Here is a 23,347-nt window from a genome sequence, read left to right on the forward strand (position 1 = left end):
TCTCCGCTGGATGGGACGACCGGCAACGGTCAGTCGGGTCGGAGGCGATTATCGAAAAGCCCTGATAGCGGCCATACGCTGCCATGGCCTTGATTGCCTGCTGCTTTGGCGCGTCCTGGAAGCGCTGTCGGAACGGTGTACGACCGCCACTCCCAAAGACCCTGCCCGCAAGGATGCCCACCCAAGGTCGTAGACGGACTAAGCCCTGCCCAGATGAACAATGGCGGCATGGCTGCGGGTGAGAAATGCATGGACGCGAACCGATCAGTCCGCAAATGGACTGAACCCAAAGGGTGCGCAAACGTTGAGAAAGGAAGATGGCGAGAAACAGCCCTTAGATGTGAGCGGGCGCGGGCTCGTTGCTCAGCACGTACCAGCCCGCGGAAGCCTCAAGCAGCGTCTGCTGAGCCTGCTGCACGGCCTCCAGGCTGAGCGACTGCAACGCCTGTTGCACGGCCTCACCATGATCATCTGCAAGACCGGCCAGGTGCGCCAGCCAGGCCTGCTCGGCCAGCCCGTCACAGCTACGCACCTGCCACTGGCCACGCAGTGCAGTAATCGACGCAGCCAATGCAGCCTGATCCAGCCCAGCCAGCCAAGCACTGCGCGCCTGCAGAAAAGCCTGAATGTGCTGCAGAATTTCTGCGGCCTTGCACCCCGGTGATTGCACACCGAACAGCAACCCACGTCGCCCCTGGATCTGCCGGTAACTGCAGAACACCGCATACCCCAGTTGCAACTCACTGCGCAGACGCTGGTAGAACGCGCCCTGGTGCAGATGCGCCAACATCCGCCAGCAGGCCTCGCTGGCAGGCAACTCATTCACTTGCGGACAGAACAACAGCAGCGCACTGTCCCCGGGCGCAGCTCGCATTCGCCAGTGCAAGCCAGATTGCAGCGAGGCGACGGGCACAGACGGCCAGGGCACAGAGGTACTGAACAGGTGTTCGATCCGTAGCTGATCCGGACGATCCAGCCCTACCCCAAAAGCTTCGATGCGTACCCGGCGATAACGCTGTTGCAGCGTGGCAGTCACCTCGCCCGCAAACACTTGTGCTTGCTCCTGAATCAGCTCGGCGGACGCCGCCAACAGCTGGCGAATCGGCATGCTCGGCGCCTCAGCAACCTCAAGCGCCGACCACTGCGCCGGCGTAGGCTGCAACAGCGCCGGCATCAACAAGCCAACCGCCGCGGGGATCAACCTGGCGCTGCCTTGCACACGCACGCTCAGGCTGGCGGCCTCTGCTTCCAGGCTCAGGCTGATACCGACGTGATGCAGATGCTGGGTCACGGCCCGCAAAGCTGTATGTGCCAGGTTGAGCAATACGTTCGCCCCCAATGGCTCAGCAAAACAGCAACGCGCCTGCCACACCGCCATGGCAGCCGCCGGTACTGCGTAATCAACCGGCGTCGCTAGCCAGCGACACGCGGCGGGCACGGCAAGCTTCACCGTCGGCAACTCGACCGCTGCCAGCAAGGGGTTGCGTGCCGGCAACTGCCAACGACCATGCAGCACTGGCAGCGGCAGCGCCGGCTCAGCACGCATCTTCAAGGGGAAACCCGCACCAGGCCAGGGTGGCATCTCGCGCTCATCCACCAGCAGCACACAACGGCGCTGCGGCTCTTGCAACTGCTGCAACAGCTGGCAAATCGCCCCGCCCTCATCAGGCACAGGGGCTTGCCAGTCACGGGCCAACGCCAGTGGCGTCATGCCACACAGGCGCAGCTGGCGAGTCTGCTGATACGCCTCATGCCAAGCCAGAGGATCGGCCTGCGCGCTGACAAAGGCCAACCAATCAAGCAGCAATGCCACCGCCTCATCCGGGGTAACACCACCGCGCACACTCAACAGCAGCAAGGCTTGTCCGGCATGGCAGTACAAAACCCGGGCACTCGCCACCTCGCCCAATCCACGCTCACGCATGCTGGCATTCAAGCCTGCCGGCGTTTCATCCAGCAGCCAGCCGATTAACCAGTCCAAGGCGCTGTCCGCGCGGGTTTCAGGCAACTCCAGGGCAAACCCATGATGCAAAGTGGCGGTTGCATCCGGCAGGTTCAGCCGCAGTCGTTCCGTGCGCAGCGGCAACAGTGGCGCCGGTCGACTGCGCACGACTGCCTGCGCCTGGGGCAGTAGCGCCCCATAGCGTTGCGACAAAGCTGTGAGTTCCACCAGTGACAGCGGCGCAACAATGCTCAACTGGCAGTTGCCCGCGTGATAGAACGCCTGATGAAAAGCCCGTAGCGCCTGCTGGAACGCTGCATCAGTGAGCGGCAACGTGTCACGGTTGCCCGCCTGAAACACAGCGCAACGATGCCCTTCGGCCAGGGCCTGCCCCAGCGCAGCGCCAAGCAAGGTGTCGACATCCTGGCTACGGGCAATGAATTCGGCATGCACCACGTCTCGCTCGCGCAGTTGCTCGGCCTCATCCAGCAGCGGCCGGACCAGCATGTCCAACAGCCGCACCAGCGCCTCTTCCAGATAATCGGCCGGCACCTCACAGAAATACTCGGTGTAATGCGCCTGCGTGGTGGCATTCACCTGGCCGCCGCACGCCTGCACAAAGGGCATCAGACGTTGCTCAGCGGCAAACCCGGCGCTGCCAAGAAACAGTAGATGTTCCAAAAAATGCGCCAGCCCCGGATACGCCAACGGCTCATCATGACTACCCGCATTCACCCGCACACACAGCCCCACCCGGCTTGCCCAGGGCTGACTGAACAGACGCACCGCCAGGCCGTTCTCAAGCGTCAGGCACAGCGGTTGCAGGCCACGATGGATGGGGCAATCAGGCAGTTCGGACATAGCGGACAACGCCATAGGCGCACAATCAAGCACGCAGCATCGACCGCTAAAAGCAGCGGCACAATTGTTCTTTGGGAGTAATTCTGCACAACACTAAGCTGGGGATAACGCCGCGCAATGAAGGGATCAGGACCCTGCTAGACAGCTCGACTGCCTGGCAGTAGCTTCTAGGCTCATTTGCACGCGTTCACTCCGGACGCTTAATCCGCTATCTCCTGGCCACCCGCATGCAGACTCGCAAAAACCTCCTAAGCCTCGTGCTGCTGCTAGCCCCGATTGTGGTGCTGGCAGCCGAGCCGATCCTCACTGCCAGCACCGAAACGCACAGCCCGGATGAGCGCATACCCGCCCAGGAAATCGTCGAGGCCATGCTGCAAACAGCACAACCTGACGACCTCGAAAGCCTGGCCAGCTGCGCCACCGAGCAGGGACTGACAGCGACGCAGACCGGCTCACTGTTTCGCAGCGTGGCTCTCCCCCGCCTGAACGCAACAGAGCGCGTTCACTTCCTGCGTCCGGCGTTACAACCCTACTGTTTCACCTTCTATGGCGCTCACCTGTTCCGTTACTGGCTGATCACCGAACGCGAGCAGGCCGGCGCAAAGCACTACGCCGTACTCTGGAGCGGCATCGGTGACGCCTTCGAAGTCTTGCCAGCTATCACTTATGGCCAGTACGCCATCCGTGAAACGAACTGCACGGCAACGGCTTGCCGCACCCGAGAGTTGCGCTTCAACGGCCAGGCCTACAGCGACGCCCACTGCACCCGCACAGCGTTTGATAAGAGCGGTAAGGAAATCACCCGTGACGAACCTTGCTTATGAAGCCCTCGCCCACTCCTGGCAACGCGCCTGGAGCCAGCTCGGCCTGCACGCACCGGATGGCCTGTTTGAACGACTGTTGGCTGCATATAACGAGCCGCACCGCCGCTACCACACGCAGCAACACCTGGCGGAATGCCTCGCACATTTAACCGCAGCCTACAGCCTGGCCAGCGAACCCGGAGAGGTCGAACTCGCCCTGTGGTTTCACGATGCAATCTACGCCCTGCGCGGCACCGACAATGAACAACGCAGCGCCGACTGGGCGGTAAAAGAACTTGCAGCATGCGGCGCCACTGCCGCCACACAGGCGCGCATTCACGCCCTGATCATGGCGACCTGCCATAACGCAGTACCCAGCGACCCTGATCAACAACTGCTGGTGGATATCGACCTGGCCATACTGGGCGCCGCCCCCGCACGCTTCAGCGAATACGACCGACAAGTGCGTGAGGAATACAGCTGGGTACCCGGCCTGCTCTACCGCATCAAACGCAAAGCTGTGCTCAAACACTTTTTACGCCGTGAGCGTCTCTACAACACAGACCACTTTCAGGAACGCTACCAGGATCAGGCCAGAATTAACCTAAAGACCGCAATTGGATAAATACTGATCGACCTAGCCAAATCCCACCCTGCTCACCGCCTTTGATCCCAAGCATCTGAAAGTATGTGAAAAATTTCAAACCGGAGGTTCGCCAAACGCACTTCAGCTGTTATCATGCGCGTCGCCACGGGAAGATGCCGGAGTGGCCGAACGGGACGGATTCGAAATCCGTTGTATCAGCGATGGTACCTAGGGTTCAAATCCCTATCTTCCCGCCATATTGCAGTATCAAAGCCCCTAACTTTGTAGCGAAGTCAGGGGCTTTTTCGTTTCAGACCTTTAAATAAATGCCGCATGCCTGATTCAAGCGTCACCCACAAAAAAGGGGCACCGCAGTGCCCCTCCATGTCGCTATAGCCAATTCTTCGAAACGGCTAGACCGTCAAACGCGTCAAAGCCTCGCGGTACTTGTCGGCAGTTTTCTGGGCGACGTCAGCTGGCACTGCCGGGGCTGGTGGTTCTTTGTTCCAGCCGGTGGATTCGAGCCAGTCACGGACAAACTGTTTGTCGAAGCTTGGCGGGTTCTTGCCTTCTTCGTAGCTGTCCGCCGGCCAGAAGCGACTGGAGTCCGGAGTCAGGGCTTCGTCCATCAGGGTCAGGGTGCCGTCTTCATCCAAGCCGAATTCGAACTTGGTGTCGGCGATGATAATGCCGCGGGTGGCTGCGTATTCGACCGCTGCGCTGTAGAGGGCAATGGCGGTGTCGCGCACTTTGGCGGCCAGTTCGGCGCCGATGATCGCTTCGCACTGTTCAAAGCTGATGTTCTCGTCGTGGTCGCCTACGGCGGCCTTGGTCGAGGGGGTGAAAATTGGCTGCGGCAGTTTGGCCGCCTCCTTGAGGCCCGCGGGCAGCTGAATACCGCAGACAGTGCCGCTCTTCTGGTATTCCTTCCAACCAGAGCCGACGATATAGCCACGTACGATGGCCTCTACCGCGACCGGCTTAAGGCGCTTGGCGACTACCGCACGGCCTTCAACCAGCGGCAGCTCGGCGGCCGGGACGATGTCTTCAACCTTGTCGCCGGTGAAGTGGTTCGGCACCAGGTGATCCAGCTTGGCAAACCAGAAATTGGAGATGGCGGTGAGGATCTTGCCCTTGTCCGGGATCGGCTCGTTGAGGATCACGTCGAATGCCGAAAGGCGGTCGGTGGCGACCATCAGCATGCGTTTGTCGTCGATCTCGTATAGATCACGGACTTTGCCCGAATAGATTTTCTTCAGGCTAAGGGTGGTGGCTGTGCTCATGTCGGAATTTTCGCCTCTGGTAAACAAAACAGGCGAAACCCGCCGGGTTTCGCCTATTGGTAGTGCCGGTGCAGCAGTTGCCTGCTATCAGCCAAGGTTTTCCTGGATCAGGTCAAGCACCTTGCGCGCCACGTCGGCGGGAGCAATGGTGTTGAGGTCTTTTTCCACGGTGACCTGCACGCTGTCGCCAACGGCGCTCAGGCGTACCTGATAGCGTTCGGCGCGGGCTTCGATTTCTTCCTTGCTTGGCTCGCTACCGAAGACCTTGCCAAAGAAGCCTGGTTTGTCGTCTGGCTTCTGCGCACGCTCGGCCAGGTTGATGTAGTACACGCCCAGGCTGCGGTTGATGTCGTCGATACGTACATCTGCCATTTCCAGTGAGCGACCGACACCCGACCAGGCACGGTCGAAGTCTGCGCCCAGGCTCAACACCGGGTTGCCGTTGCCATCTTCCGACAAGCTGACGCGGTTGGGCGCGTCAAAGTCGCGCGCGGCCAGCAGCGATACCGAACCGCCCTGCTCGGCGCTGCGCGCCAGGGTCACGAGCATTTCATCGAGCAGTGCAGCATCCAGGCTTGGGTTGCTGCTGCGGTTGGTGAACGCGACATCGGCCGTGCTGCCTGCTGGACGCTCGGCGCTGACCACGAAGATTTCGCTGGTATTGCGCTGCACGCCTGGCTCGATACGCACGCGCACGCGGGTTTCGGCATCTGGATTGACGCCGGAAACACGGCTGCTCAGACGACGCGCCATGGATTCGGACAAAGCATCAAAACGCTGCCAGGCGGTGCTGAACTCACCGGTCTGCGGACGCTCTTCGGCAATCTGGAAACCATTATCCGCAAAGAACTGACGCGCTACAGGCCAGACTTCAGCCGGTACACGCTGCGCCACAACCCAGCGCGACTCGCCGCTCTTCTGCAGGCTGAATTCGCTGGCATTGCTGGCGACGGCCAGGGCTTGCGGGCGCGGCACGATAAACTCACCGGTATCGGTGGTGGTAGCAACCTGCTGTGGCACAGGCAACAGCGGGTCGATACGCTTGGCGTCAACGTTTGCAGGTATTTGCATCGGAGCCGTCTGGCGCGCTTCGAGGTAGTCGCTGCCACGGTCACGGAAGTAGCCGTTTTCGCCATAGATCCAGCCGCAACCGCTGGTGCCCGCGATGATCAGGGCCAGTGCAGAAAGTCCGGTGAGTCGCTTCATGCGTAGTAATTCCTCAATTAAACCAATACGCCGGACTGGCGCAGGGCCTGACGCAGCGGTTCATGACAACGCGGGCTGAGCCAGGTCAACGGCAGACGGATGCCGTCTGGCATCAAACCCATTTCGTGCAGAGCCCATTTCACCGGAATCGGATTGGATTCGATAAAAAGTGCCTTATGCAGCGGCATCAGACGGTCGTTGATGGCACGCGCGATGGCAGCTTCACCGCGCATGGCAGCGGCGCACAGATCGCTCATGGCGCGCGGGGCGACGTTGGCGGTTACCGAGATATTGCCTTTGCCGCCCATCAGCATCAGCTCGACGGCAGTGGCGTCGTCGCCGGAGTAGACGAGGAAATCCTTGCCTACGCGATCCAACACTTCCTGGCCGCGTTGCAGGTCGCCAGTGGCTTCCTTGATACCGATGATGTTGTCGATCTTGGCCAGACGCTCGACAGTTTCCGGCAGCATGTCGCAGACCGTACGGCCCGGCACGTTGTAGAGAATCTGCGGAATGGCAACCGACTCGGCGATGTGGCGGAAGTGCAGGTACAGGCCTTCCTGAGTCGGCTTGTTGTAATACGGGGTGACCAGCAGGCAGGCGTCAGCGCCAACCTCTTTGGCGGCGCGGGTCAGCTCGACCGATTCGCGGGTGGAGTTGCCACCGGTGCCGGCGATAACCGGAATGCGCCCGGCAACCTGATCGACCACGCGGCGGATCACTTCTACGTGCTCACCCACGTCCAGCGTGGCGGACTCACCCGTGGTGCCGACCGCGACGATGGCGTTGGTGCCCTCTTGCAGGTGGAAATCCACCAGTTTGCTCAAGGCCTGCCAATCAAGACCACCTTGCGCATCCATGGGCGTAACCAGTGCCACCATACTGCCCGCAATCATGCAACCGCTCCTGCCGGAAAAAGAGAGCCGTAATGGTACTGGGGCCACCTGCCTTGCACAAGCGAAGTACCGCGGCAACGCGTATACAATCTTTCTCAGGCAAACGCGGCACATTCCACATCGCCAAGCCCCGCCGGCATTCCCCTGAGCGGTGCTTTTCGCTACCCTTCCGGCTTTGATCGACACTGTACAAACAGGTCGACCGCTTATCGTTTAGGAAGGCTGCATGTCCACCCCCCCAGTTCGCGAACAATTCCTGCTTATCAGCGCCCTTGGCCCTAACGCCATGGAGCTGACCAATGTGCTCTGCCGTACCAGCCATGAGAACCGTTGCGCCGTGGTCAGCACCCGCCTGAGCCGTCATGGCGAGTACAGCGCGCTGGTCTTGCAGATATCCGGCAGCTGGGACGCGCTGGCGCGCCTGGAGTCGAGCCTGCCGGCACTGGCCAAGAAGCACAGCTTTTCGGTCAATGTGATCCGCAGCTCGGCATCAGAAAGCCGTCCACAGGCCCTGCCCTATGTGGCCTATGTCAGCTCGGCCTACCGCCCGGACATTCTTAATGAGCTGTGCCAGTTCTTTCTCGACCACCATGTCGAACTGGAAAACCTTACCTGTGACACCTACCTGGCCCCACAGACCGGCGGCACAATGCTCAATGCCACGCTGACCGTGACCCTGCCCGCCGGCACGCAGATCAGCTGGTTGCGCGATCAGTTCCTCGATTTCGCCGATGCGCTGAACCTCGACGCGCTAATTGAACCCTGGCGTCCACAGAATCCATAAGGAGCATTTTATGGCCGTAGCACTCGACACCCCGGTTGCAGATTTTCAGGCAGAGGCCACCAGCGGTCAGACCATCAAGCTGTCCGCACTCAAAGGCCAGCAAGTGGTGATCTACTTCTACCCGAAGGACAGCACCCCCGGCTGCACCACCGAAGGTCAGGGCTTTCGTGATCACTACCCGGCGTTTCAGGCGGCCAACACCTTGGTGTTTGGCGTATCCCGAGACGGCATGAAGTCCCATGAGAACTTCAAGTGCAAGCAGGAATTCCCCTTCGAGCTGATTTCCGACAAGGACGAGGCCGTGTGCCGGCTGTTCGACGTAATCAAGCTGAAGAAGCTCTACGGCAAGGAGTACCTGGGCGTCGATCGCAGCACCTTTCTGATCGACAAAGACGGCGTACTACGTCAGGAATGGCGCGGCGTAAAAGTACCCGGCCATGTAGAAGCGGTACTGGCCGCTGCTCAGGCACTGCACAAGGCCTGACAGTCAGCAAATAAAAAGCCGGTCAATCGACCGGCTTTTTTCTGCCTGCAACTTACGCGGCTTCAAGTGGCTCGCTGCGCGGCCAGGCATCGATCACCGCCTTGAACAGGGTGGCCAAGGGAATGGCAAAGAACACTCCCCAGAATCCCCACATACCGCCAAACAGCAGTACGGCACAGATAATCGCCACCGGGTGCAGGTTGACCGCCTCGGAAAACAACAACGGCACCAATACGTTGCCATCCAGCGCCTGGATAATCCCGTAGACCACCATGAGGTAGATGAACTGGTCACCAAAGCCCCATTGAAACAGCCCAATCAGCGCCACCGGCACTGTCACCACCACCGCGCCGATGTAAGGCACGACCACCGACAAACCCACCAGCAAGGCGAGCAACGCCGCGTAGTTGAGGCCTAGATAAGCAAAGGCGATGTAGGTGACCACTCCGCAAATGATGATTTCAATGACCTTGCCACGGATGTAGTTGGCGATCTGCTTGTTCATCTCTTCAGCCACCTGAGTGATCAGCGTCCGTTCGCTCGGCAGATAACCACGAAACCATGCACCGATCAGCTCACGATCCTTGAGAAAGAAGAACACCAGAATCGGCACAAGCACCAGGTAGATCATGATGCTGACCAGCATCGGCAAGCTGGAAAGAGAGAACGACAGAGCCCACTGACCAAACTTGCCCGCCTCACCGCGCACGCCCTCGATCAGCTGCAGCACTTGCGCGTCAGTAATCAGCGTCGGGTAACGCTCCGGCAACAACAGAAACAGCGACTGCCACTCACCCAGCATGCGCGGCAGCTCGTTGAACAGGGTGCTCAACTGCTGCCAGAGCAGCGGCATCAACACCAGCAGAAACAGACCGAGCAGGCTCATAAACAGGGTAAAGACCAACCACACGGCCAGCACCTGCGGCAAGCGCAGGCGCTCAAGGGCATTGACCAGCCCCTGCATCAGAAACGCCAGCACCAAACCCGTCAGCACTGGAGCCAGCATGCCGCCCAGGGTCAGGATCGCAGCGAAGCCCACCACCAGCAGCAAGCCCAGCACCACAGCCTGCTCATCTGAGAAGTAGCGATGCAACCAATTCTGTAACACTTTGAACATCGGTATTCCTCAACCAAGCACTCAGCTGAAACTACGCCTTGCGCAACCAGTAGCGGTACACGCCGCCGTCAACGTCTTCACGCAGCAGACTATGCCCCGCCAGGCTGGCAAAGGCACGAAAATCCCGCTGCGAGCCAGCATCAGTGGCTTCCACCTTGAGCACAGCGCCACTGGCCAAGCGATTAAGCTCCAGCTTGGCCTTGAGCAAAGGCAGTGGGCAGTTGAGGCCGCAGGCATCCAGGTGCGCATCGAAGTCTTCGGCACGCCATTGCGTATCAGTCATTTATCTACTCCAGGAAGGCGGCAAGGATAACCAAGGCCGCACAACCCTGGCCAGCACTGCTGCCTGGCAGCTACAGTAGCGCCTTTGTTCGACACGAGCTTTGTGCATGAGCCTTCTGCGCCCTACCCTGTTGACGCTAACCTGCCTGCTGGCACCCCCCGGCATGGCCAGTGACCTGCCGTCCCTTGGCGACGCCAGTTCCGCCATCGTATCGCCACAACAAGAACACCAACTCGGCCGCGCCTGGCTGAGCCTGGTCCGTGGCCAGGTCAGCCAGCTCGACGATCCGCAACTCAAGGATTTCGTCGAAACCAGCGTCTACCGCCTGAGTGAAACCAGTCAGCTGCAGGACCGGCGCCTGGAATTCGTGCTGCTCAACAGCCCGCAAATCAACGCCTTTGCCGCGCCAGGCGGGATTGTTGGGGTCAACGGCGGGTTGTTCCTGTATGCCCAGACAGAAGCCGAATACGCCTCGGTCATGGCCCACGAACTGGCGCACTTGTCGCAGCGCCACTTCGCCCGCGGCCTGGAAGCGCAGCAACGCATGCAACTGCCGGTAATGGCCGGTCTGCTCGCCGGTATCGTGGCAGCGGCAGCTGGCGCCGGCGATTTGGGCATTGCGGCCATCGCCTCGACCCAGGCAGCGGCCATGCAAGAGCAGCGGCGCTTCTCACGGCAGAACGAGCAGGAGGCCGACCGCATCGGCTTGGTCAACCTGGAAAAAGCCGGCTTTGACCCACGCGCCATGCCCAGCATGTTCGAGCGCCTGATGCGTCAGTACCGCTATGATCGCCGACCGCCTGAATTCCTGCTGACCCACCCGGTATCGGAATCGCGCATCGCCGACACCCGAAACCGTGCCGAGCAATACAAAGCCGCCGGCATCACCGACAGCGTGCGTTACCAACTGATGCGCGCGCGGGTGCAACTGATCTATGAAGAAACCCCAGGCGTCGCTGCCAAGCGCTTTCGCAACATGCTCGACGAAAATCCGCAGATGGAAGCCGCACGTTACGGCCTGGCAATTGCGCAGATCAAAAGCGGCCAGCACAAAGACGCCCGCGAAACCCTGCAGCCACTGCTCGCCGGTGCCCCCAACGATGTCAGCTACAACCTCGCCCAGGTTGAACTGGACATGGCTGCCAACCGCCTGGGCGATGCTCAGAGCCGCATCACCCGCCTGCTATCGCTGTATCCAAGCAACTACCCGGTCAACCAGGCGCATATCGATCTGCTGATGAAACAGAGCCGCACCCAGGAAGCCGAACGTGCGCTCGATGGCCTACTGAAGACTCGCGGCAAGGACCCTGACATCTGGTATCAAGTGGCCGAAGTGCGCGGCCTGGTCGGCAATACCATCGGCCTGCATCAGGCACGCGGCGAGTTTTTCGCCCTGGTTGGCGACTACAACCAGGCCCTGGAGCAACTCGACTTCGCCAAACGTCGCGCCAGCAACAACTTTCAACTGGCCTCACGTATCGACGCCAGACAGCGCGAGCTGATGGAAGAAAAACGCATCATCGAGCAGATGCTGCGCTAGAAATGTCCGTGCTAAAAAAGAAAAAGCCAGGCAAATGCCTGGCTTTTTTATGCAGCTCGCTTAGGCGTTGCCGCTCAGTTTGAGCCGCGCGGCCTGAGTGAAATCCAGCATGCGTTTGAGCGGCTTGATCGCCTTGGGTATCAGCGCCGGGTCAACAAATATCTCGTTACTGCCCTCACGCAGGCACTCCAGGGTGCGCTGCAGGGTGTTCATCGCCATCCATGGACAGTGCGCACAACTGCGGCACGCGGCGCCGTTACCGGCGGTCGGGGCGGCGACAAACTCCTTATCCGGACACAGCTGCTGCATCTTGTAAAAGATCCCAGCATCGGTGGCGACGATAAAGGTCTTGTTCGGCAGACGCTGCGCTGCAGCGATCAGCTGACTGGTGGAACCCACCGCATCGGCCAGTTCGATCACCGCTGTTGGCGATTCAGGATGCACCAACACCGCCGCATCCGGGTACAGGGCTTTCATGTCCGCCAATTGCTTGGCCTTGAACTCTTCATGGACGATGCAGGCGCCGTCCCACAGCAGCATGTCGGCACCGGTCTTGTTCTGGATATAGCGCCCCAGGTGCTGATCCGGTGCCCAGATGATGCTTTCACCGTTATCCATCAGGTGTTCGACGATCTCCACGGCGCAGCTGGACGTCACCACCCAGTCGGCACGCGCTTTAACCGCTGCCGAGGTATTGGCGTACACCACCACGGTGCGCTGCGGATGCTGATCACAGAACGCCGAGAACTCCTCCACCGGGCAACCCAGATCCAGCGAGCAGGTCGCCTCAAGCGTCGGCATCAGCACGCGCTTTTCCGGATTAAGGATTTTCGCCGTCTCGCCCATAAATTTGACGCCCGCCACCAGCACCGTCTGCGCCGGATGCTGATTACCAAATCGGGCCATTTCCAGGGAGTCGGAGACGCAGCCACCGGTCTCTTCCGCCAGCGCCTGCAACACCGGGTCGCAGTAATAGTGAGCCACCAGCACGGCGTTCTGCTTTTTCAGCTCGGCAGCGATCTCAGCACGGTAAAACGCCTCCTGCTCGGGCGTCAGCGACTTGGGTTGCTTGGCATCTAGGTGGGCTTGTACCAGCAGGCGTTCGGAAATCTGGGTCATGTCATCAGGCTCTGAATATGCTCTCAGTGCGGCGAGTATACCCGCCTGGATGACGCCGCAGCAGGCAGCGTGCAACCCCGCGCAGGCGCTAAAAACTACAGACACAAAAAAGCCCGAAAACTCCGCAAAGCAGAACTTTCAGGCTTCTCATACCTTCAATGAAGGTCAATATGGTGGGTCGTGTAGGATTCGAACCTACGACCAATTGGTTAAAAGCCAACTGCTCTACCAACTGAGCTAACGACCCGATGCGGAGCGCATGATACTGATTTAATTCATAAATTCAACAGTTCATGGCGAATTTTTTAGAAATAGCGGGTTGGATCAGCCAGGCCAGCCGCACTGAAGCCCGCAGCCCGCAGACGACAGCTGTCACACTTGCCACAGGCACGCCCCTGCTCATCGGCCTGGTAACAGGATACGGTCAACGCATAATCAACCCCCTGCCGCACACCAGCCTGGACAATCTCAGCTTTGCTCATGTTCTGCAGCGGCGCCTGGATCCGAAAGCCCTGCCCCTCGACGCCCGCCTTGGTCGCCAGGTTGGCCATACGCTCGAAGGCTTCGATAAATTCAGGACGGCAATCCGGGTAACCGGAGTAGTCCACGGCATTGACCCCGATAAAAATATCGCGAGCGCCCAGCACCTCGGCCCAGCCCAAAGCCAGGGAGAGGAAGACCGTATTACGCGCCGGCACATAGGTCACCGGAATGCCTTCAGTGGGGCCTTCCGGCACTTCGATAGCCGCATCAGTCAGCGCAGAGCCGCCCATACCATTGAGGTTCAGACCAATAACCTTATGTTCGACCACACCCAGCTGCCGAGCCACCAGTTCGGCCGCCTGCAGCTCGGAGCGATGGCGCTGGCCATAATCAAAGCTCATGGTGTAACAGCTGTAACCCTCGGCTTTGGCCAGGGCCACCACAGTGGCCGAGTCAAGGCCTCCTGAAAGAAGAATGACTGCTTTTTTCGTGCTCATATCAGTGTCCCGGCTCATCGTTCCAGAGAATCTTGTGCAGCTGCATCTGCAGGCGTACGGGCAGGTTGTCGGCAATGATCCACTCGGCCAGCGAGCGCGCATCCAGCTCATGGTGACTGGGCGACATCAGCACTTCGCTGACACGCGCATCCAGGCGGTACTGGATCAGCTTGCTCACCGCCCAGTCATAGTCCTCACGCGAGCAGATAACAAACTTGACCTGATCGTTCGGCGTAAGCAGCTCGATGTTCTCGTAGCGATTGCGCGCCACTTCAGCCGAACCCGGAGTCTTCAGGTCGAGCACCTTGCTCACCCGCGCGTCGACCGACGACACATCCAGAGCCCCGCTGGTTTCCAGCGACACCTCATAGCCGGCATCACACAGACGCTTGAGCAGGGCGATGCAATTGGGTTGCGCCAATGGTTCGCCGCCCGTCACGCAGACATAGCGCGGCTTGTAGCCGGCCACCTGATCGACAATGGCATCCAGCGACATGATTTCGCCGCCGCTAAAGGCATAAGCGGTGTCGCAGTATTGGCAACGCAGAGGACAGCCGGTCAGGCGAACGAACACCGTCGGCAAGCCGGCGGTGCGCGTCTCGCCCTGCAGCGAGTAGAAAATCTCGGTAATGCGCAGGGTTTCTTGCATATCAGCCACGGGCGTGACAGCTAAACAGGCTGTCCGCCTCCGTTGCGGGAAAAGGGGCGCGGATTGTATACGAAAAAATTTCCGGGAGAAATTTTTAACGTTGCGCAGCAACGGCCCGCAGGGTGGCCGCCAGGGATGGCTGGCCATAAAAAACTTGTCGCACAGCAGCAGCTACAGGGTTGCTGTCAGAAAAAGCAGCAATAAAAAACCCGCGCCAGGCGCGGGTTTCTTGACGGCAACTCAGCTTACGGCAAGCGCTGTAAATCGCGCTGCGCCAGTTGCGCAGCCGAACTGCCTGGGTACTGCGCAATAACCTGCTGCAGAATACCCTTGGCCTTGTCGCTATTGCCCAGTCGCTGCTCAACGTCCGCCAGCTTGAACAGCGAGTCCGGTACCTTGGCGTGGCTAGGATAGGTCTGGCTGACCCGTGCAAAAGCCTGGCCTGCCCCCTGCAGATCGCCCTGCGCCAGATTCACCTCACCCAGCCAGTACTGCGCATTACCGGCGTACTGACTGTTGGGGTATTTACGCAGGAAGGCTGCAAAAGCCTGGCTGGCTTTATCGAAGTCCTTGGCCTTGATCAAATCAAAGGCAGCTTCGTAGAACAGCTTTTCCTTGGCCGGATCGGCAGGCTCGCTGCTGGCCGGCGCTTGTGCCTGACCCGTCACCGGAGGGGTCGGCGTACCGTTGGCATTGATCACGCCAGCGGTTGAAGAATTCGGGTTGACTGCAGCACCTGCTGCACCACCACTCAGACGCTTATCAAGATCCTGATAACGCTCCAGGCTTTCTTGTTTAAGACGCTGAATCTCGTTCTGTTGCTCTTCCAGCGTACCGCGCAGTTGCGCGATCTCTTCCTGCATCTGCTGCAACTGGTTGAACAGCATGCCCTGCGCCGAGACAGGAGCCGCAGCCCCTGCCCCGGCGTAGGTGCCGGACGTACCATAACCAGCTGGCGGGTAACTGCTGCCGTAACCGGCATTGTTATCCACCACGGGAACCTCAGCCACAGCCGCAAGCGGCAGGCTGAGCGCCAAAACGGTTAAAGCACGACGGCACGTACGCATATCGAATTACTTACGCAGTTCGACGCGACGGTTTTGAGCCCAGGAAGACTCGTCGTTGCCAGTGGCAACCGGACGCTCTTCACCATAGGAAACCAGTTCCAGTTGAGCCGGGGAAACGCCCTGCAGTACCAGGTAACGCTGTACAGCTTTGGCGCGACGCTCGCCCAGAGCCATGTTGTACTCACGGGTACCGCGCTCGTCAGCGTGGCCTTCCAGAACTACGCGAGCGCCGTTGCCTTGCAGGTCACGGGCGTGCACGTCCAGAGCGCGCATGGCCTCTGGCTTCAGGTCGGAGCTGTCGTATTCGAAGTAGAAGGTGGTGATAGCGCGCAGAGCAGCTTCTTCGCTCAGGCTACCATCAACAGCGCCAGTGTTGGCACCGTAACCAGCGTTAGGATCAACAGCGCCTTCGCCAGCAGCGTCGCCGCCTTTCGAGGAGCAACCAACTGCGACGGCCAGAGCCAGGCTCAGGGCAGCAAACTTACCGAATTTCAGCATTTCCATCATGTAACTCCTAATGAACCCCAGTGTGTTAAGCAGTATTTCAAACAACAACGGTGTAGCGCCGCATCAGTTCAGGTAAGGGGACCAAGAAGGCTCTCGAACTTCGCCTTGAGCGGTAGGAAGAGGGAGCCTGACGCGACCATTGGTGGACGCTAATACCAAGACTCCCCGACCCTGCTGGCGGGTGGCGTAGATTACCATGGTGCCATTGGGCGCAACAGTGGGCGACTCATCCAGACTGGTGTCTGAAAGTATCCGCAAATTGCCGCGCTGCAGGTCTTGTGCCGCCACCTTGAACACGGTGTAACCATCCTGGCGATGGATCATGACCAGGGTCTTTTCATCAGCGGAAAGTTTCGGGTTAGCGTTGTAGTTACCGATAAAGGTCACACGCTCTGCCGAACCACCATTGATGTTGGTTTTATAGATCTGCGGCTTACCGGAACGATCCGAGGTGAAGTACAGGGTCTGACCGTCCTTACCCCAGAATGGTTCGGTATCGATCGATGGCTGATTGGTGACACGGCGCAGCTGGCGAGTGCCCATGTCCATCACGTAGATTTCCGGGTTGCCGTCACGCGACAGCACGAACGCCAGGCGGTTACCGTCCGGCGACCAGGCTGGCGCGCCATTGAGGCCTTCGAAGTTGGTGATCTGCTCGCGGCGACCAGTATCGATGTGCTGCACGAAAATACGCGGACGCTTCTGCTCGAACGAAACGTAGGCAATGCGACGGCCATCGGGGGCAAAGGACGGCGACAGAATCGGCTCACGCGACTGCAGCAGGGTTACTGCGCGCGCGCCGTCATAGTCGGAGCGCTGCAAGGTGTAGCGCGTGTTGTTAACGCCGAAACGCTCAGCCGTCACATAGAGCATGCGCGTGGAAAACGCACCCTTGACGCCGGTGAGCTTCTCGAAGGACTGGTCAGCAATGTGGTGCGCCATATCACGCAGTTGATCAACGCCGCCGCCTACGCTGCCAGTCATAACCTGCTGCTGGGTGGTGACGTTGAACAGGGCAAACTGCACCTGCAGACGACCGGCATTAGGCACAATGCTGCCCACCAGCACGTATTGCGCGCCCAGAGCCTGCCAATCGCGGTAGATCACTTCAGCCGCCTGAGTTGGCAGGCTGATCATATTCTGCCGAGGAATTGGCTCGAATACGCCGGAGTTGCGCAGGTCGCTGCCGATAATGTCTGCCATGTCTTCAGGCAGCACATTGCCGCCCTGCCAGCCAAACGGCACCACGGCGATGGGCGTGGCACGATCAGTGCCACTGCTGATCACCAACGGATCAGCAGCCTGAACGGTACCGACCAGCATGGCCAGACCGAGCAGAACAATACGCATCAGGGTATTCACAGACCTAAATCCTCCGGTTTGAAGACAGCGCGACGCTGCCGGTAAAGGCGATCAAAAGTAGCGCGGTCCAGTTGTTGCATTTCAGCGATACGTCCGACGTTACGCACCGCTTGCACGGCCGAGTTATCAAATGGCGAATCACCGCTGGAGCGCGTCACACTGGCATTGGTAATGGTGCCATCGGGCAGCATTTCGATCAGCACTTCTACGCTCATGCCATTACGCGCTGATGGCGGTCGCCGCCATTGCTGGCTGACCAGCATAACAATCAGATCATCCAGGCTGCCGGCCACTTCATCACCGACCGTATCAGCGATTGCCTGCTGACGACCCACATCCTCAGACAGCAACTCAGCCAACGCAGCAGCCTTCTTGTCTTCTACTGCCTTACGCTGGGCTGCCTCTGCGGCCTTTTTCTTGGCGTCATCGGCAGCCTTTTTCTTCGCCGCTTCGGCGGCAGCTTTCTTCTTCGCTTCTTCTGCAGCTTTTTTCTTGGCGTCTTCAGCGGCCTTTTTCTTTGCCGCCTCATCTGCCGCTTTCTTCTTGGCGACATCCGCGAGTTTTTTCTGCTCTGCGGCTTTCTTGTCAGCTTCCGCCTTTTTTGCAGCTTCTGCTTTCTGAGCTTCCTGGGCTTTCTTTTGTTCCGCTGCCTTGGCCGCTACTTTTTCCTGCTCGGCTTTTTTCTGTTCAAGCTGCTCGGTCTCATAAACCGGCGCAGTGGTCTTCTTGGTCTCACCGGCGATCTTCTGATTGGTCTGGGTGGTGGCCTGGCTCTGCGACTGCAGCTTGTACAGGGTCGCCTGCACCACCGGTTTGGCCGGCGGTAGCTCCGGAGCAAAGGCGAAACTGACGAACAGCATGGCAAACATGATGACGTGCAGACCCACAGCCCAGACCACAGGCCAGAACAGGCTTTCCGAGGGCGAACGCTCGCGCTGGTCGTACATCAGGGGGCCTCGGTAATCAGCCCGACGTTACCGACGTCAGCCTGTTGCAGGCCGCCCATGGCCGCCATGATGGTGCCGTAGTCGACGGTCTTGTCGCCACGCACGAACACCTGCACCTGCTTACCGGTTGCCCGGCTCTGATTGATGATTGCAGTGACCGCGCGGGTCATTTCTTCCAGTGTTAGTGCCTTGTCCTGCACGGTGTCGACATCGACTTCGGTGCCCATATTCCAGAAATAGGTCTTGTCGGCCTTGATCGAGATGGTCAGCACCTGGGCGTTGTTGTCCTGCGGCAGGGCTTCACTGCTGACTTTCGGCAGATCGACCTTGACCCCCTGATTGAGCATGGGCGCGGTCACCATAAAGATCACCAGCAGTACCAACATCACGTCGATGTAGGGCACCACGTTCATCTCGGCGACGGGCTTGCGTCTGTTGCGAATTCTGGCCATGGCTTGAAAAACCTGTAATGAGAATGCCTAAGGCTTAGTCGTCGCTGGTGTGGACTTTGCGGTGCAGGATCGCCTGGAACTCATCGGCAAAGGTGTAATAACGACCGATCAGCATTTCCCCGCGCGCCGAGAAGCGGTTGTAGGCAATCACCGCAGGAATCGCAGCGAACAGACCAATGGCGGTGGCAATCAGCGCCTCGGCAATACCCGGCGCCACGGTGGCCAGGGTCGCTTGCTGCACCTGGGCCAGGCCGCGGAAGGAGTTCATGATGCCCCACACGGTACCGAACAGGCCGATATACGGGCTGGTCGAGCCGACGGTGGCGAGGAACGGCAGGCTTTGCTCAAGCTTCTCTTCTTCACGGGAGATAGCCACGCGCATGGCACGCGATACAGCATCCATCACCGCATCCGGATCGACCCCGGCCTGCTGGCGCAGACGGGAAAATTCCTTGAAGCCGGCACGGAAAATTTGCTCCAGACCAGAGTCCGGATCCGGATTGCTACCTGCCTGGCGATAGAGTTTGGACAGGTCAATGCCCGACCAGAAACGCTCTTCGAAATTATCCAGCGCACGCTTGGCTGCGCGTAGCAGTGCCGTGCGCTGAAAGATCATGACCCACGACATGACCGATGCGGCCACCAGCGTCAGCATTACCAATTGCACCACCAGGCTGGCGTTGCTGATCAGACTCCACATCGACATATGGTCAACGGCGTTGGCTGTTGCTTCCACGCTTACTCTCCTGCTCTAGATGTACCCGCGCCGCCCTGCCCGGCAAAGGCCGCATGCAGAGTTTGGGGAATGGCCCGGGGTTTCAAATTGTCGGCGCGCACACAGGCCACCATAAACTGCCCTTCACACAGCAGCACATCATCCGCCGCCCGCCTGACCTGTTGACGAAAACGCAGGCTGGCACGGTTCAACTCGACTACTTCAGCGCTTACCAGCAACTCATCATCAAGCCTGGCCGGTGCGTGATAGCGCGCCGCGGCCGAATGCACAACGAACAACAGGCCCTCCTCGGCCAGCGTCGACTGGAGAAAACCCAGATCACGCAGGCGCTCGGTGCGAGCCCGTTCCATAAATTTGAGGTAATTGACGTAGTAGACGATGCCGCCCGCATCGGTGTCTTCGAAATAAACCCGACAACGAAGGGTGAACGGCTGAACTCCGTTTTGCGCGCGCATACTCTAGTGCCAGCTCCTGGTCTTGCCAATCGTCTTCACAAGTATTTTTTCTCAATCATCATCGCGGCCAAACAAGTCCGCCGTGGGCAGTTCGCCCATGCGTTTGGGCACATTCAGGCCAAAGTGCAAATAGGCATGCCGAGTGACCACGCGGCCGCGCGGGGTGCGCATGATATAGCCCTGCTGAATCAGATAGGGTTCGAGCACATCCTCAATGGTGTGACGCTCTTCACTGATCGCCGCAGCCAGGTTATCGATACCCACCGGGCCACCGTCGAACTTCTCGATCATGGTCAGCAGTAGACGCCGGTCCTGGTGGTCGAAGCCACGCTCGTCGACGTCCAGCAGATTCAGCGCCAGATCGGCAATTGGCCGGGTAATGTCGCCCTGCCCGCGCACCTCGGCAAAATCACGCACACGGCGCAGCAAACGGTTGGCAATCCGCGGTGTACCGCGCGCGCGACGGGCAATTTCGAAGGCACCGTGGGGCTCGATCGGCAGACCGAGAATTCCAGCCGAACGCATGACGATAGTCGCCAGATCGTCGGTGTTATAGAACTCCAGGCGCTGGACAATGCCGAAACGATCACGCAAGGGATTGGTGAGCATACCGGCGCGCGTAGTGGCACCGACCAGGGTAAAAGGCGGCAGGTCGAGCTTGATCGAGCGTGCGGCCGGGCCTTCGCCGATCATGATGTCGAGCTGGAAGTCTTCCATGGCCGGATACAGCACTTCTTCGACAATCGGCGACAAACGATGGATTTCATCGATAAACAGCACATCGCCCGGTTCAAGATTGGTCAGCAGCGCCGCCAGATCCCCCGGCCGCTCCAGCACCGGCCCCGAGGTGCTCTTGATCGAAACATTCATTTCCTGGGCGATGATATTGGCCAGAGTGGTCTTGCCCAGGCCGGGCGGCCCAAAGATCAAGGTGTGATCAAGCGCTTCACTGCGGCCACGAGCAGCCTGGATAAACAGCTCCATCTGCTCGCGCACACTCGGCTGGCCGATGTATTCGGCCAGTTTCAGCGGGCGAATGGCGCGGTCAACCTGCTCGTCGCGGTCACGACTGGTGGCGGTAATCAGGCGATCAGCTTCTAGCACTTAGACCATTCCCTTCAGGGCTCGACGAATCATATCTTCACTGCTCAAACCGTCTTCTTTAATAGCTGAGACGGCGCGACTGGCTTCCTGGGGTTTGTAGCCGAGCGAAATAAGTGCACTGACGGCATCATTCTCCGCGTTTGTGACTGCACTAGCACCGCGAGGTTCCACCACCAGGGTCGACATGCCCGGTACGGTTTCCCAGGCCTTGAAGCGGTCTTTCAGTTCAACCAGCAGGCGTTCGGCGGTTTTCTTGCCAACCCCGGGGATCTTCACCAGCACCGAGGTGTCCTGAGCTTGCACACAACGCACCAACTCATCGACCTCAAGGCCGGACATCAATGCCAGCGCCAGCTTTGGGCCTACGCCATTGAGCCTAATCAACTCACGAAACAGCTCACGCTCACGCTTCTCGAAGAAGCCATACAGCAGATGCGCATCCTCGCGCACCACCAGATGGGTGTGCAGGGTCAGCGGCTCACCCACTGCGGGCAAACGGTACAGGGTGGTCATGGGCACTTCCAGCTCATAACCCAAACCATTTATGTCAATAATCACATGCGGCGGCTGCTTTTCCGCCAGGGTGCCACGCAAACGTCCGATCACCGCTGCTTTCCTTAAAGATCACGTTACAAACGAAGGCGACCGGCGCGCCGCTTGGCACCGACCAGACCATGGGGAATCAGACTCTGCCGATGATGGGCATGACACAGGGCAATCGCCAGGGCATCGGAGGCATCGATCTGTGGCTTCTGCACCAGCTTGAGCAGGTGCATAACCATCAGCTGCACCTGCTCCTTATCCGCCCCGCCCGTGCCGGCAATCGCCTGCTTGACCTGGGTGGCGGTGTATTCGGCAATATCCAACCCCGCTTCGATACCCGCAACGATGGCCACACCACGCGCCTGCCCGAGCTTGAGCGCGGAGTCCGGGTTGCGCGCCATAAACACCTGCTCGATGCCCATGGTCACCGGTCCGTGCAGGCGAATCACCTCGCTGACGCCGCGAAAGACGATCTGCAGGCGCTCGGGCAACGGGCCGTCGCCGGTGCGGATGCAGCCCGAGGCGACATATTCGCAGTTGCGACCGGTATCACGCACCACACCGTAACCGGTGATGCGCGAACCGGGGTCGATGCCAAGAATCAAGGTCATGCCTTCCGCCCACTCAAGGCACCAGCCACTTAGCCGGCACACTGTCTATTTATCCAGCTCGCGAGTATAGAGCCCGCCCGCGCCCACGTCATCCAGGCACAGGCTATAAAAAGTGACCGCGCATCATTCAGGCCCGATCAAGGCGACCTAATACTCAGCAACCTGGCAAGCCAGCCATAAAAAAGCCGGAGCGCTCAGGCCAATGACCTGAATACCTCCGGCTCTGCTTTACCCGCAACCACTCAGCCAAGCTGTTCCATAATCTCGTCAGGAATCTCGGCGTTGTGATAGACCTCCTGCACATCATCGAGGTCTTCGAGCATGTCGATCAGCTTGATGACTTTCTGCGCCGTTTCCAGGTCGGTAATCGGTGCACTGATCGACGGGATCATGGCGATTTCCGCCTCTGCCGCCTTGAAGCCAGCCGCACTGAGCGCCTCGTTGACCCCATGGAAATCAGCAAAGCTGGTGGAGACCAGCGCCGAGCCATCTTCAGCCATCTCGACATCATCAGCACCGGACTCCAGCGCGGCTTCCATCAAGGCATCTTCGCTCACGCCTGAAGCAAAGCTGATCTGCCCTTTGCGGTCGAACATATAGGCCACCGAACCATCGGTACCGAGGTTACCGCCACACTTGCTAAAGGCGTGACGCACTTCGGCTGCGGTGCGATTGCGGTTGTCGGTCATGGCTTCAACGATGATTGCCACACCGCCCGGCGCATAGCCTTCGTAGCTCAGCTCGGCAACGTTGTCGGCCTCATTATTACCGGCACCACGGGCGATGGCGCGGTCGATTACATCGCGCGACATGTTGTTGGTCAGCGCCTTGTCCACCGCCAGGCGCAGGCGTGGGTTGTCCGCCGGGATCGGACCGCCGTGCTTGGAGGCGACTGTCAGTTCGCGAATCAGTTTGGTGAATATCTTGCCGCGCTTGGCGTCCTGACGCCCTTTGCGGTGCTTGATGTTGGCCCACTTGGAATGACCAGCCATAACTCACTCCGGTTGTTACAGATTCAATATCGATTTTT

Annotated in this window: 25 protein-coding genes and 2 tRNA genes; 6 read left to right on the plus strand and 21 right to left on the minus strand. The window is 59.4% G+C overall.

Going from position 1 to position 23,347, the window contains the following annotated elements; translation table 11 throughout:
- Window positions 1-334: 334 nt before the first annotated feature.
- Window positions 335-2,803 (minus strand): pyrroloquinoline quinone biosynthesis protein PqqF, encoded by a 2,469-nt coding sequence (pqqF, locus tag ACOCLD_RS14525; protein ID WP_422909672.1) that lies wholly within the window; start codon window positions 2,801-2,803, stop codon window positions 335-337.
- A gap of 227 nt (window positions 2,804-3,030) precedes the next feature.
- Between pqqF and ACOCLD_RS14530 the strand changes: the two genes are divergently transcribed.
- The 3 genes from ACOCLD_RS14530 (at window position 3,031) to ACOCLD_RS14540 (ending at window position 4,449) form a co-directional block, all read left to right on the plus strand.
- Window positions 3,031-3,627, plus strand: a complete 597-nt coding sequence (locus ACOCLD_RS14530) for a hypothetical protein (RefSeq protein WP_422909673.1) — start codon at window positions 3,031-3,033, stop codon at window positions 3,625-3,627.
- Entirely contained in the window at window positions 3,608-4,231 is a 624-nt protein-coding gene (locus ACOCLD_RS14535; protein WP_422909674.1) for an N-methyl-D-aspartate receptor NMDAR2C subunit, read from the plus strand. Before ACOCLD_RS14530 ends, ACOCLD_RS14535 begins: the two co-directional genes overlap by 20 nt.
- Before the next feature lie 128 nt (window positions 4,232-4,359).
- Window positions 4,360-4,449 (plus strand) — tRNA-Ser (locus ACOCLD_RS14540).
- Window positions 4,450-4,605: 156 nt separating this feature from the next.
- On the opposite strand, the gene ACOCLD_RS14545 is transcribed toward ACOCLD_RS14540, so the two are convergent.
- The 3 genes from ACOCLD_RS14545 to dapA form a co-directional block, all read right to left on the minus strand.
- A complete protein-coding gene (locus ACOCLD_RS14545; protein WP_422909675.1) occupies window positions 4,606-5,475 on the minus strand; it encodes a phosphoribosylaminoimidazolesuccinocarboxamide synthase in 870 nt (289 codons plus the stop codon).
- Between the two features lie 87 nt (window positions 5,476-5,562).
- Window positions 5,563-6,681 carry an outer membrane protein assembly factor BamC gene (gene bamC / locus ACOCLD_RS14550; RefSeq protein ID WP_422909676.1) on the minus strand — a complete coding sequence of 373 codons (1,119 nt, stop codon included), beginning with the start codon at window positions 6,679-6,681 and terminating at the stop codon, window positions 5,563-5,565.
- A 17-nt stretch (window positions 6,682-6,698) separates the two neighbouring features.
- Window positions 6,699-7,577 carry a 4-hydroxy-tetrahydrodipicolinate synthase gene (gene dapA, locus ACOCLD_RS14555; RefSeq protein ID WP_257779255.1) on the minus strand — a complete coding sequence of 293 codons (879 nt, stop codon included), beginning with the start codon at window positions 7,575-7,577 and terminating at the stop codon, window positions 6,699-6,701.
- A gap of 226 nt (window positions 7,578-7,803) precedes the next feature.
- On the opposite strand from dapA, the gene ACOCLD_RS14560 reads away from it, so the two are divergent.
- Both ACOCLD_RS14560 and ACOCLD_RS14565 read left to right on the plus strand, forming a co-directional pair.
- The gene (locus ACOCLD_RS14560; protein ID WP_257779256.1) at window positions 7,804-8,361 is read left to right on the plus strand and encodes a glycine cleavage system protein R; all 558 of its coding nucleotides are present in this window, start codon (window positions 7,804-7,806) and stop codon (window positions 8,359-8,361) included.
- Window positions 8,362-8,371: 10 nt separating this feature from the next.
- The gene (locus tag ACOCLD_RS14565) at window positions 8,372-8,845 is read left to right on the plus strand and encodes a peroxiredoxin (RefSeq protein WP_422909677.1); all 474 of its coding nucleotides are present in this window, start codon (window positions 8,372-8,374) and stop codon (window positions 8,843-8,845) included.
- Between the two features lie 52 nt (window positions 8,846-8,897).
- On the opposite strand, the gene ACOCLD_RS14570 is transcribed toward ACOCLD_RS14565, so the two are convergent.
- Window positions 8,898-9,962 (minus strand): AI-2E family transporter, encoded by a 1,065-nt coding sequence (locus tag ACOCLD_RS14570; protein ID WP_422909678.1) that lies wholly within the window; start codon window positions 9,960-9,962, stop codon window positions 8,898-8,900.
- Between the two features lie 31 nt (window positions 9,963-9,993).
- Entirely contained in the window at window positions 9,994-10,245 is a 252-nt protein-coding gene (locus ACOCLD_RS14575; RefSeq protein ID WP_422909679.1) for a sulfurtransferase TusA family protein, read from the minus strand.
- Between the two features lie 106 nt (window positions 10,246-10,351).
- Between ACOCLD_RS14575 and ACOCLD_RS14580 the strand changes: the two genes are divergently transcribed.
- Window positions 10,352-11,785: a M48 family metalloprotease gene (locus tag ACOCLD_RS14580; RefSeq protein ID WP_422909680.1), complete on the plus strand. Its 1,434-nt coding sequence runs from the start codon at window positions 10,352-10,354 to the stop codon at window positions 11,783-11,785.
- Between the two features lie 60 nt (window positions 11,786-11,845).
- Here ACOCLD_RS14580 and nadA read toward each other — a convergent pair whose 3' ends face one another.
- From nadA to ACOCLD_RS14655, 15 genes are all read right to left on the minus strand, one after another.
- Window positions 11,846-12,904, minus strand: a complete 1,059-nt coding sequence (nadA, locus tag ACOCLD_RS14585) for a quinolinate synthase NadA (protein WP_422909681.1) — start codon at window positions 12,902-12,904, stop codon at window positions 11,846-11,848.
- A 171-nt stretch (window positions 12,905-13,075) separates the two neighbouring features.
- A tRNA-Lys gene (locus tag ACOCLD_RS14590) sits at window positions 13,076-13,151 on the minus strand.
- Window positions 13,152-13,209: 58 nt separating this feature from the next.
- Window positions 13,210-13,884, minus strand: a complete 675-nt coding sequence (gene queC, locus ACOCLD_RS14595; RefSeq protein ID WP_422909682.1) for a 7-cyano-7-deazaguanine synthase QueC — start codon at window positions 13,882-13,884, stop codon at window positions 13,210-13,212.
- Window position 13,885: 1 nt separating this feature from the next.
- Window positions 13,886-14,533, minus strand: coding sequence for a 7-carboxy-7-deazaguanine synthase QueE (queE, locus tag ACOCLD_RS14600; protein WP_257779315.1), 648 nt, complete (start codon window positions 14,531-14,533; stop codon window positions 13,886-13,888).
- A 245-nt stretch (window positions 14,534-14,778) separates the two neighbouring features.
- The gene (gene ybgF / locus ACOCLD_RS14605; RefSeq protein WP_422909683.1) at window positions 14,779-15,600 is read right to left on the minus strand and encodes a tol-pal system protein YbgF; all 822 of its coding nucleotides are present in this window, start codon (window positions 15,598-15,600) and stop codon (window positions 14,779-14,781) included.
- A 6-nt stretch (window positions 15,601-15,606) separates the two neighbouring features.
- On the minus strand, window positions 15,607-16,104 hold the full coding sequence (gene pal, locus ACOCLD_RS14610) for a peptidoglycan-associated lipoprotein Pal (protein ID WP_257779264.1): 498 nt from the start codon (window positions 16,102-16,104) through the stop codon (window positions 15,607-15,609).
- A gap of 66 nt (window positions 16,105-16,170) precedes the next feature.
- The gene (gene tolB, locus ACOCLD_RS14615) at window positions 16,171-17,469 is read right to left on the minus strand and encodes a Tol-Pal system beta propeller repeat protein TolB (protein ID WP_422909684.1); all 1,299 of its coding nucleotides are present in this window, start codon (window positions 17,467-17,469) and stop codon (window positions 16,171-16,173) included.
- Window positions 17,466-18,416 carry a cell envelope integrity protein TolA gene (tolA, locus tag ACOCLD_RS14620; RefSeq protein ID WP_422909685.1) on the minus strand — a complete coding sequence of 317 codons (951 nt, stop codon included), beginning with the start codon at window positions 18,414-18,416 and terminating at the stop codon, window positions 17,466-17,468. Before tolA ends, tolB begins: the two co-directional genes overlap by 4 nt.
- Window positions 18,416-18,868 carry a protein TolR gene (gene tolR, locus ACOCLD_RS14625; protein WP_392539655.1) on the minus strand — a complete coding sequence of 151 codons (453 nt, stop codon included), beginning with the start codon at window positions 18,866-18,868 and terminating at the stop codon, window positions 18,416-18,418. The genes tolA and tolR overlap by 1 nt, the downstream gene beginning before the upstream one ends.
- 34 nt (window positions 18,869-18,902) lie before the next feature.
- Window positions 18,903-19,574, minus strand: a complete 672-nt coding sequence (gene tolQ / locus ACOCLD_RS14630) for a protein TolQ (protein ID WP_392539678.1) — start codon at window positions 19,572-19,574, stop codon at window positions 18,903-18,905.
- 32 nt (window positions 19,575-19,606) lie between these two features.
- Window positions 19,607-20,059 (minus strand): tol-pal system-associated acyl-CoA thioesterase, encoded by a 453-nt coding sequence (ybgC, locus tag ACOCLD_RS14635; RefSeq protein ID WP_422909686.1) that lies wholly within the window; start codon window positions 20,057-20,059, stop codon window positions 19,607-19,609.
- Between the two features lie 51 nt (window positions 20,060-20,110).
- On the minus strand, window positions 20,111-21,163 hold the full coding sequence (gene ruvB / locus ACOCLD_RS14640) for a Holliday junction branch migration DNA helicase RuvB (RefSeq protein ID WP_257779269.1): 1,053 nt from the start codon (window positions 21,161-21,163) through the stop codon (window positions 20,111-20,113).
- Entirely contained in the window at window positions 21,164-21,769 is a 606-nt protein-coding gene (gene ruvA, locus ACOCLD_RS14645; RefSeq protein WP_233684596.1) for a Holliday junction branch migration protein RuvA, read from the minus strand. It lies immediately after the preceding gene.
- 23 nt (window positions 21,770-21,792) lie between these two features.
- Entirely contained in the window at window positions 21,793-22,317 is a 525-nt protein-coding gene (gene ruvC, locus ACOCLD_RS14650; protein WP_422909687.1) for a crossover junction endodeoxyribonuclease RuvC, read from the minus strand.
- 242 nt (window positions 22,318-22,559) lie between these two features.
- A complete protein-coding gene (locus tag ACOCLD_RS14655) occupies window positions 22,560-23,309 on the minus strand; it encodes a YebC/PmpR family DNA-binding transcriptional regulator (protein WP_422909688.1) in 750 nt (249 codons plus the stop codon).
- Between the last annotated feature and the right edge of the window lie 38 nt (window positions 23,310-23,347).

Origin of the sequence: Pseudomonas cimarronensis (assembly GCF_049331905.1) — a bacterium.
Classification (GTDB): domain Bacteria; phylum Pseudomonadota; class Gammaproteobacteria; order Pseudomonadales; family Pseudomonadaceae; genus Aquipseudomonas.

What these genes read in the sequence shown, in the direction of transcription:
- pqqF (WP_422909672.1), bottom strand. Translation starts at nt 2,803, where the DNA reads ATGTCCGAACTGCCTGATTGCCCCATCCATCGTGGCCTGCAACCGCTG.
- ACOCLD_RS14530 (WP_422909673.1), top strand. Translation starts at nt 3,031, where the DNA reads ATGCAGACTCGCAAAAACCTCCTAAGCCTCGTGCTGCTGCTAGCCCCG.
- ACOCLD_RS14545 (WP_422909675.1), bottom strand. Translation starts at nt 5,475, where the DNA reads ATGAGCACAGCCACCACCCTTAGCCTGAAGAAAATCTATTCGGGCAAA.
- bamC (WP_422909676.1), bottom strand. Translation starts at nt 6,681, where the DNA reads ATGAAGCGACTCACCGGACTTTCTGCACTGGCCCTGATCATCGCGGGC.
- dapA (WP_257779255.1), bottom strand. Translation starts at nt 7,577, where the DNA reads ATGATTGCGGGCAGTATGGTGGCACTGGTTACGCCCATGGATGCGCAA.
- ACOCLD_RS14560 (WP_257779256.1), top strand. Translation starts at nt 7,804, where the DNA reads ATGTCCACCCCCCCAGTTCGCGAACAATTCCTGCTTATCAGCGCCCTT.
- ACOCLD_RS14565 (WP_422909677.1), top strand. Translation starts at nt 8,372, where the DNA reads ATGGCCGTAGCACTCGACACCCCGGTTGCAGATTTTCAGGCAGAGGCC.
- ACOCLD_RS14570 (WP_422909678.1), bottom strand. Translation starts at nt 9,962, where the DNA reads ATGTTCAAAGTGTTACAGAATTGGTTGCATCGCTACTTCTCAGATGAG.
- ACOCLD_RS14575 (WP_422909679.1), bottom strand. Translation starts at nt 10,245, where the DNA reads ATGACTGATACGCAATGGCGTGCCGAAGACTTCGATGCGCACCTGGAT.
- ACOCLD_RS14580 (WP_422909680.1), top strand. Translation starts at nt 10,352, where the DNA reads ATGAGCCTTCTGCGCCCTACCCTGTTGACGCTAACCTGCCTGCTGGCA.
- nadA (WP_422909681.1), bottom strand. Translation starts at nt 12,904, where the DNA reads ATGACCCAGATTTCCGAACGCCTGCTGGTACAAGCCCACCTAGATGCC.
- queC (WP_422909682.1), bottom strand. Translation starts at nt 13,884, where the DNA reads ATGAGCACGAAAAAAGCAGTCATTCTTCTTTCAGGAGGCCTTGACTCG.
- queE (WP_257779315.1), bottom strand. Translation starts at nt 14,533, where the DNA reads ATGCAAGAAACCCTGCGCATTACCGAGATTTTCTACTCGCTGCAGGGC.
- ybgF (WP_422909683.1), bottom strand. Translation starts at nt 15,600, where the DNA reads ATGCGTACGTGCCGTCGTGCTTTAACCGTTTTGGCGCTCAGCCTGCCG.
- pal (WP_257779264.1), bottom strand. Translation starts at nt 16,104, where the DNA reads ATGGAAATGCTGAAATTCGGTAAGTTTGCTGCCCTGAGCCTGGCTCTG.
- tolA (WP_422909685.1), bottom strand. Translation starts at nt 18,416, where the DNA reads ATGTACGACCAGCGCGAGCGTTCGCCCTCGGAAAGCCTGTTCTGGCCT.
- tolR (WP_392539655.1), bottom strand. Translation starts at nt 18,868, where the DNA reads ATGGCCAGAATTCGCAACAGACGCAAGCCCGTCGCCGAGATGAACGTG.
- tolQ (WP_392539678.1), bottom strand. Translation starts at nt 19,574, where the DNA reads ATGTCGATGTGGAGTCTGATCAGCAACGCCAGCCTGGTGGTGCAATTG.
- ybgC (WP_422909686.1), bottom strand. Translation starts at nt 20,059, where the DNA reads ATGCGCGCGCAAAACGGAGTTCAGCCGTTCACCCTTCGTTGTCGGGTT.
- ruvC (WP_422909687.1), bottom strand. Translation starts at nt 22,317, where the DNA reads ATGACCTTGATTCTTGGCATCGACCCCGGTTCGCGCATCACCGGTTAC.
- ACOCLD_RS14655 (WP_422909688.1), bottom strand. Translation starts at nt 23,309, where the DNA reads ATGGCTGGTCATTCCAAGTGGGCCAACATCAAGCACCGCAAAGGGCGT.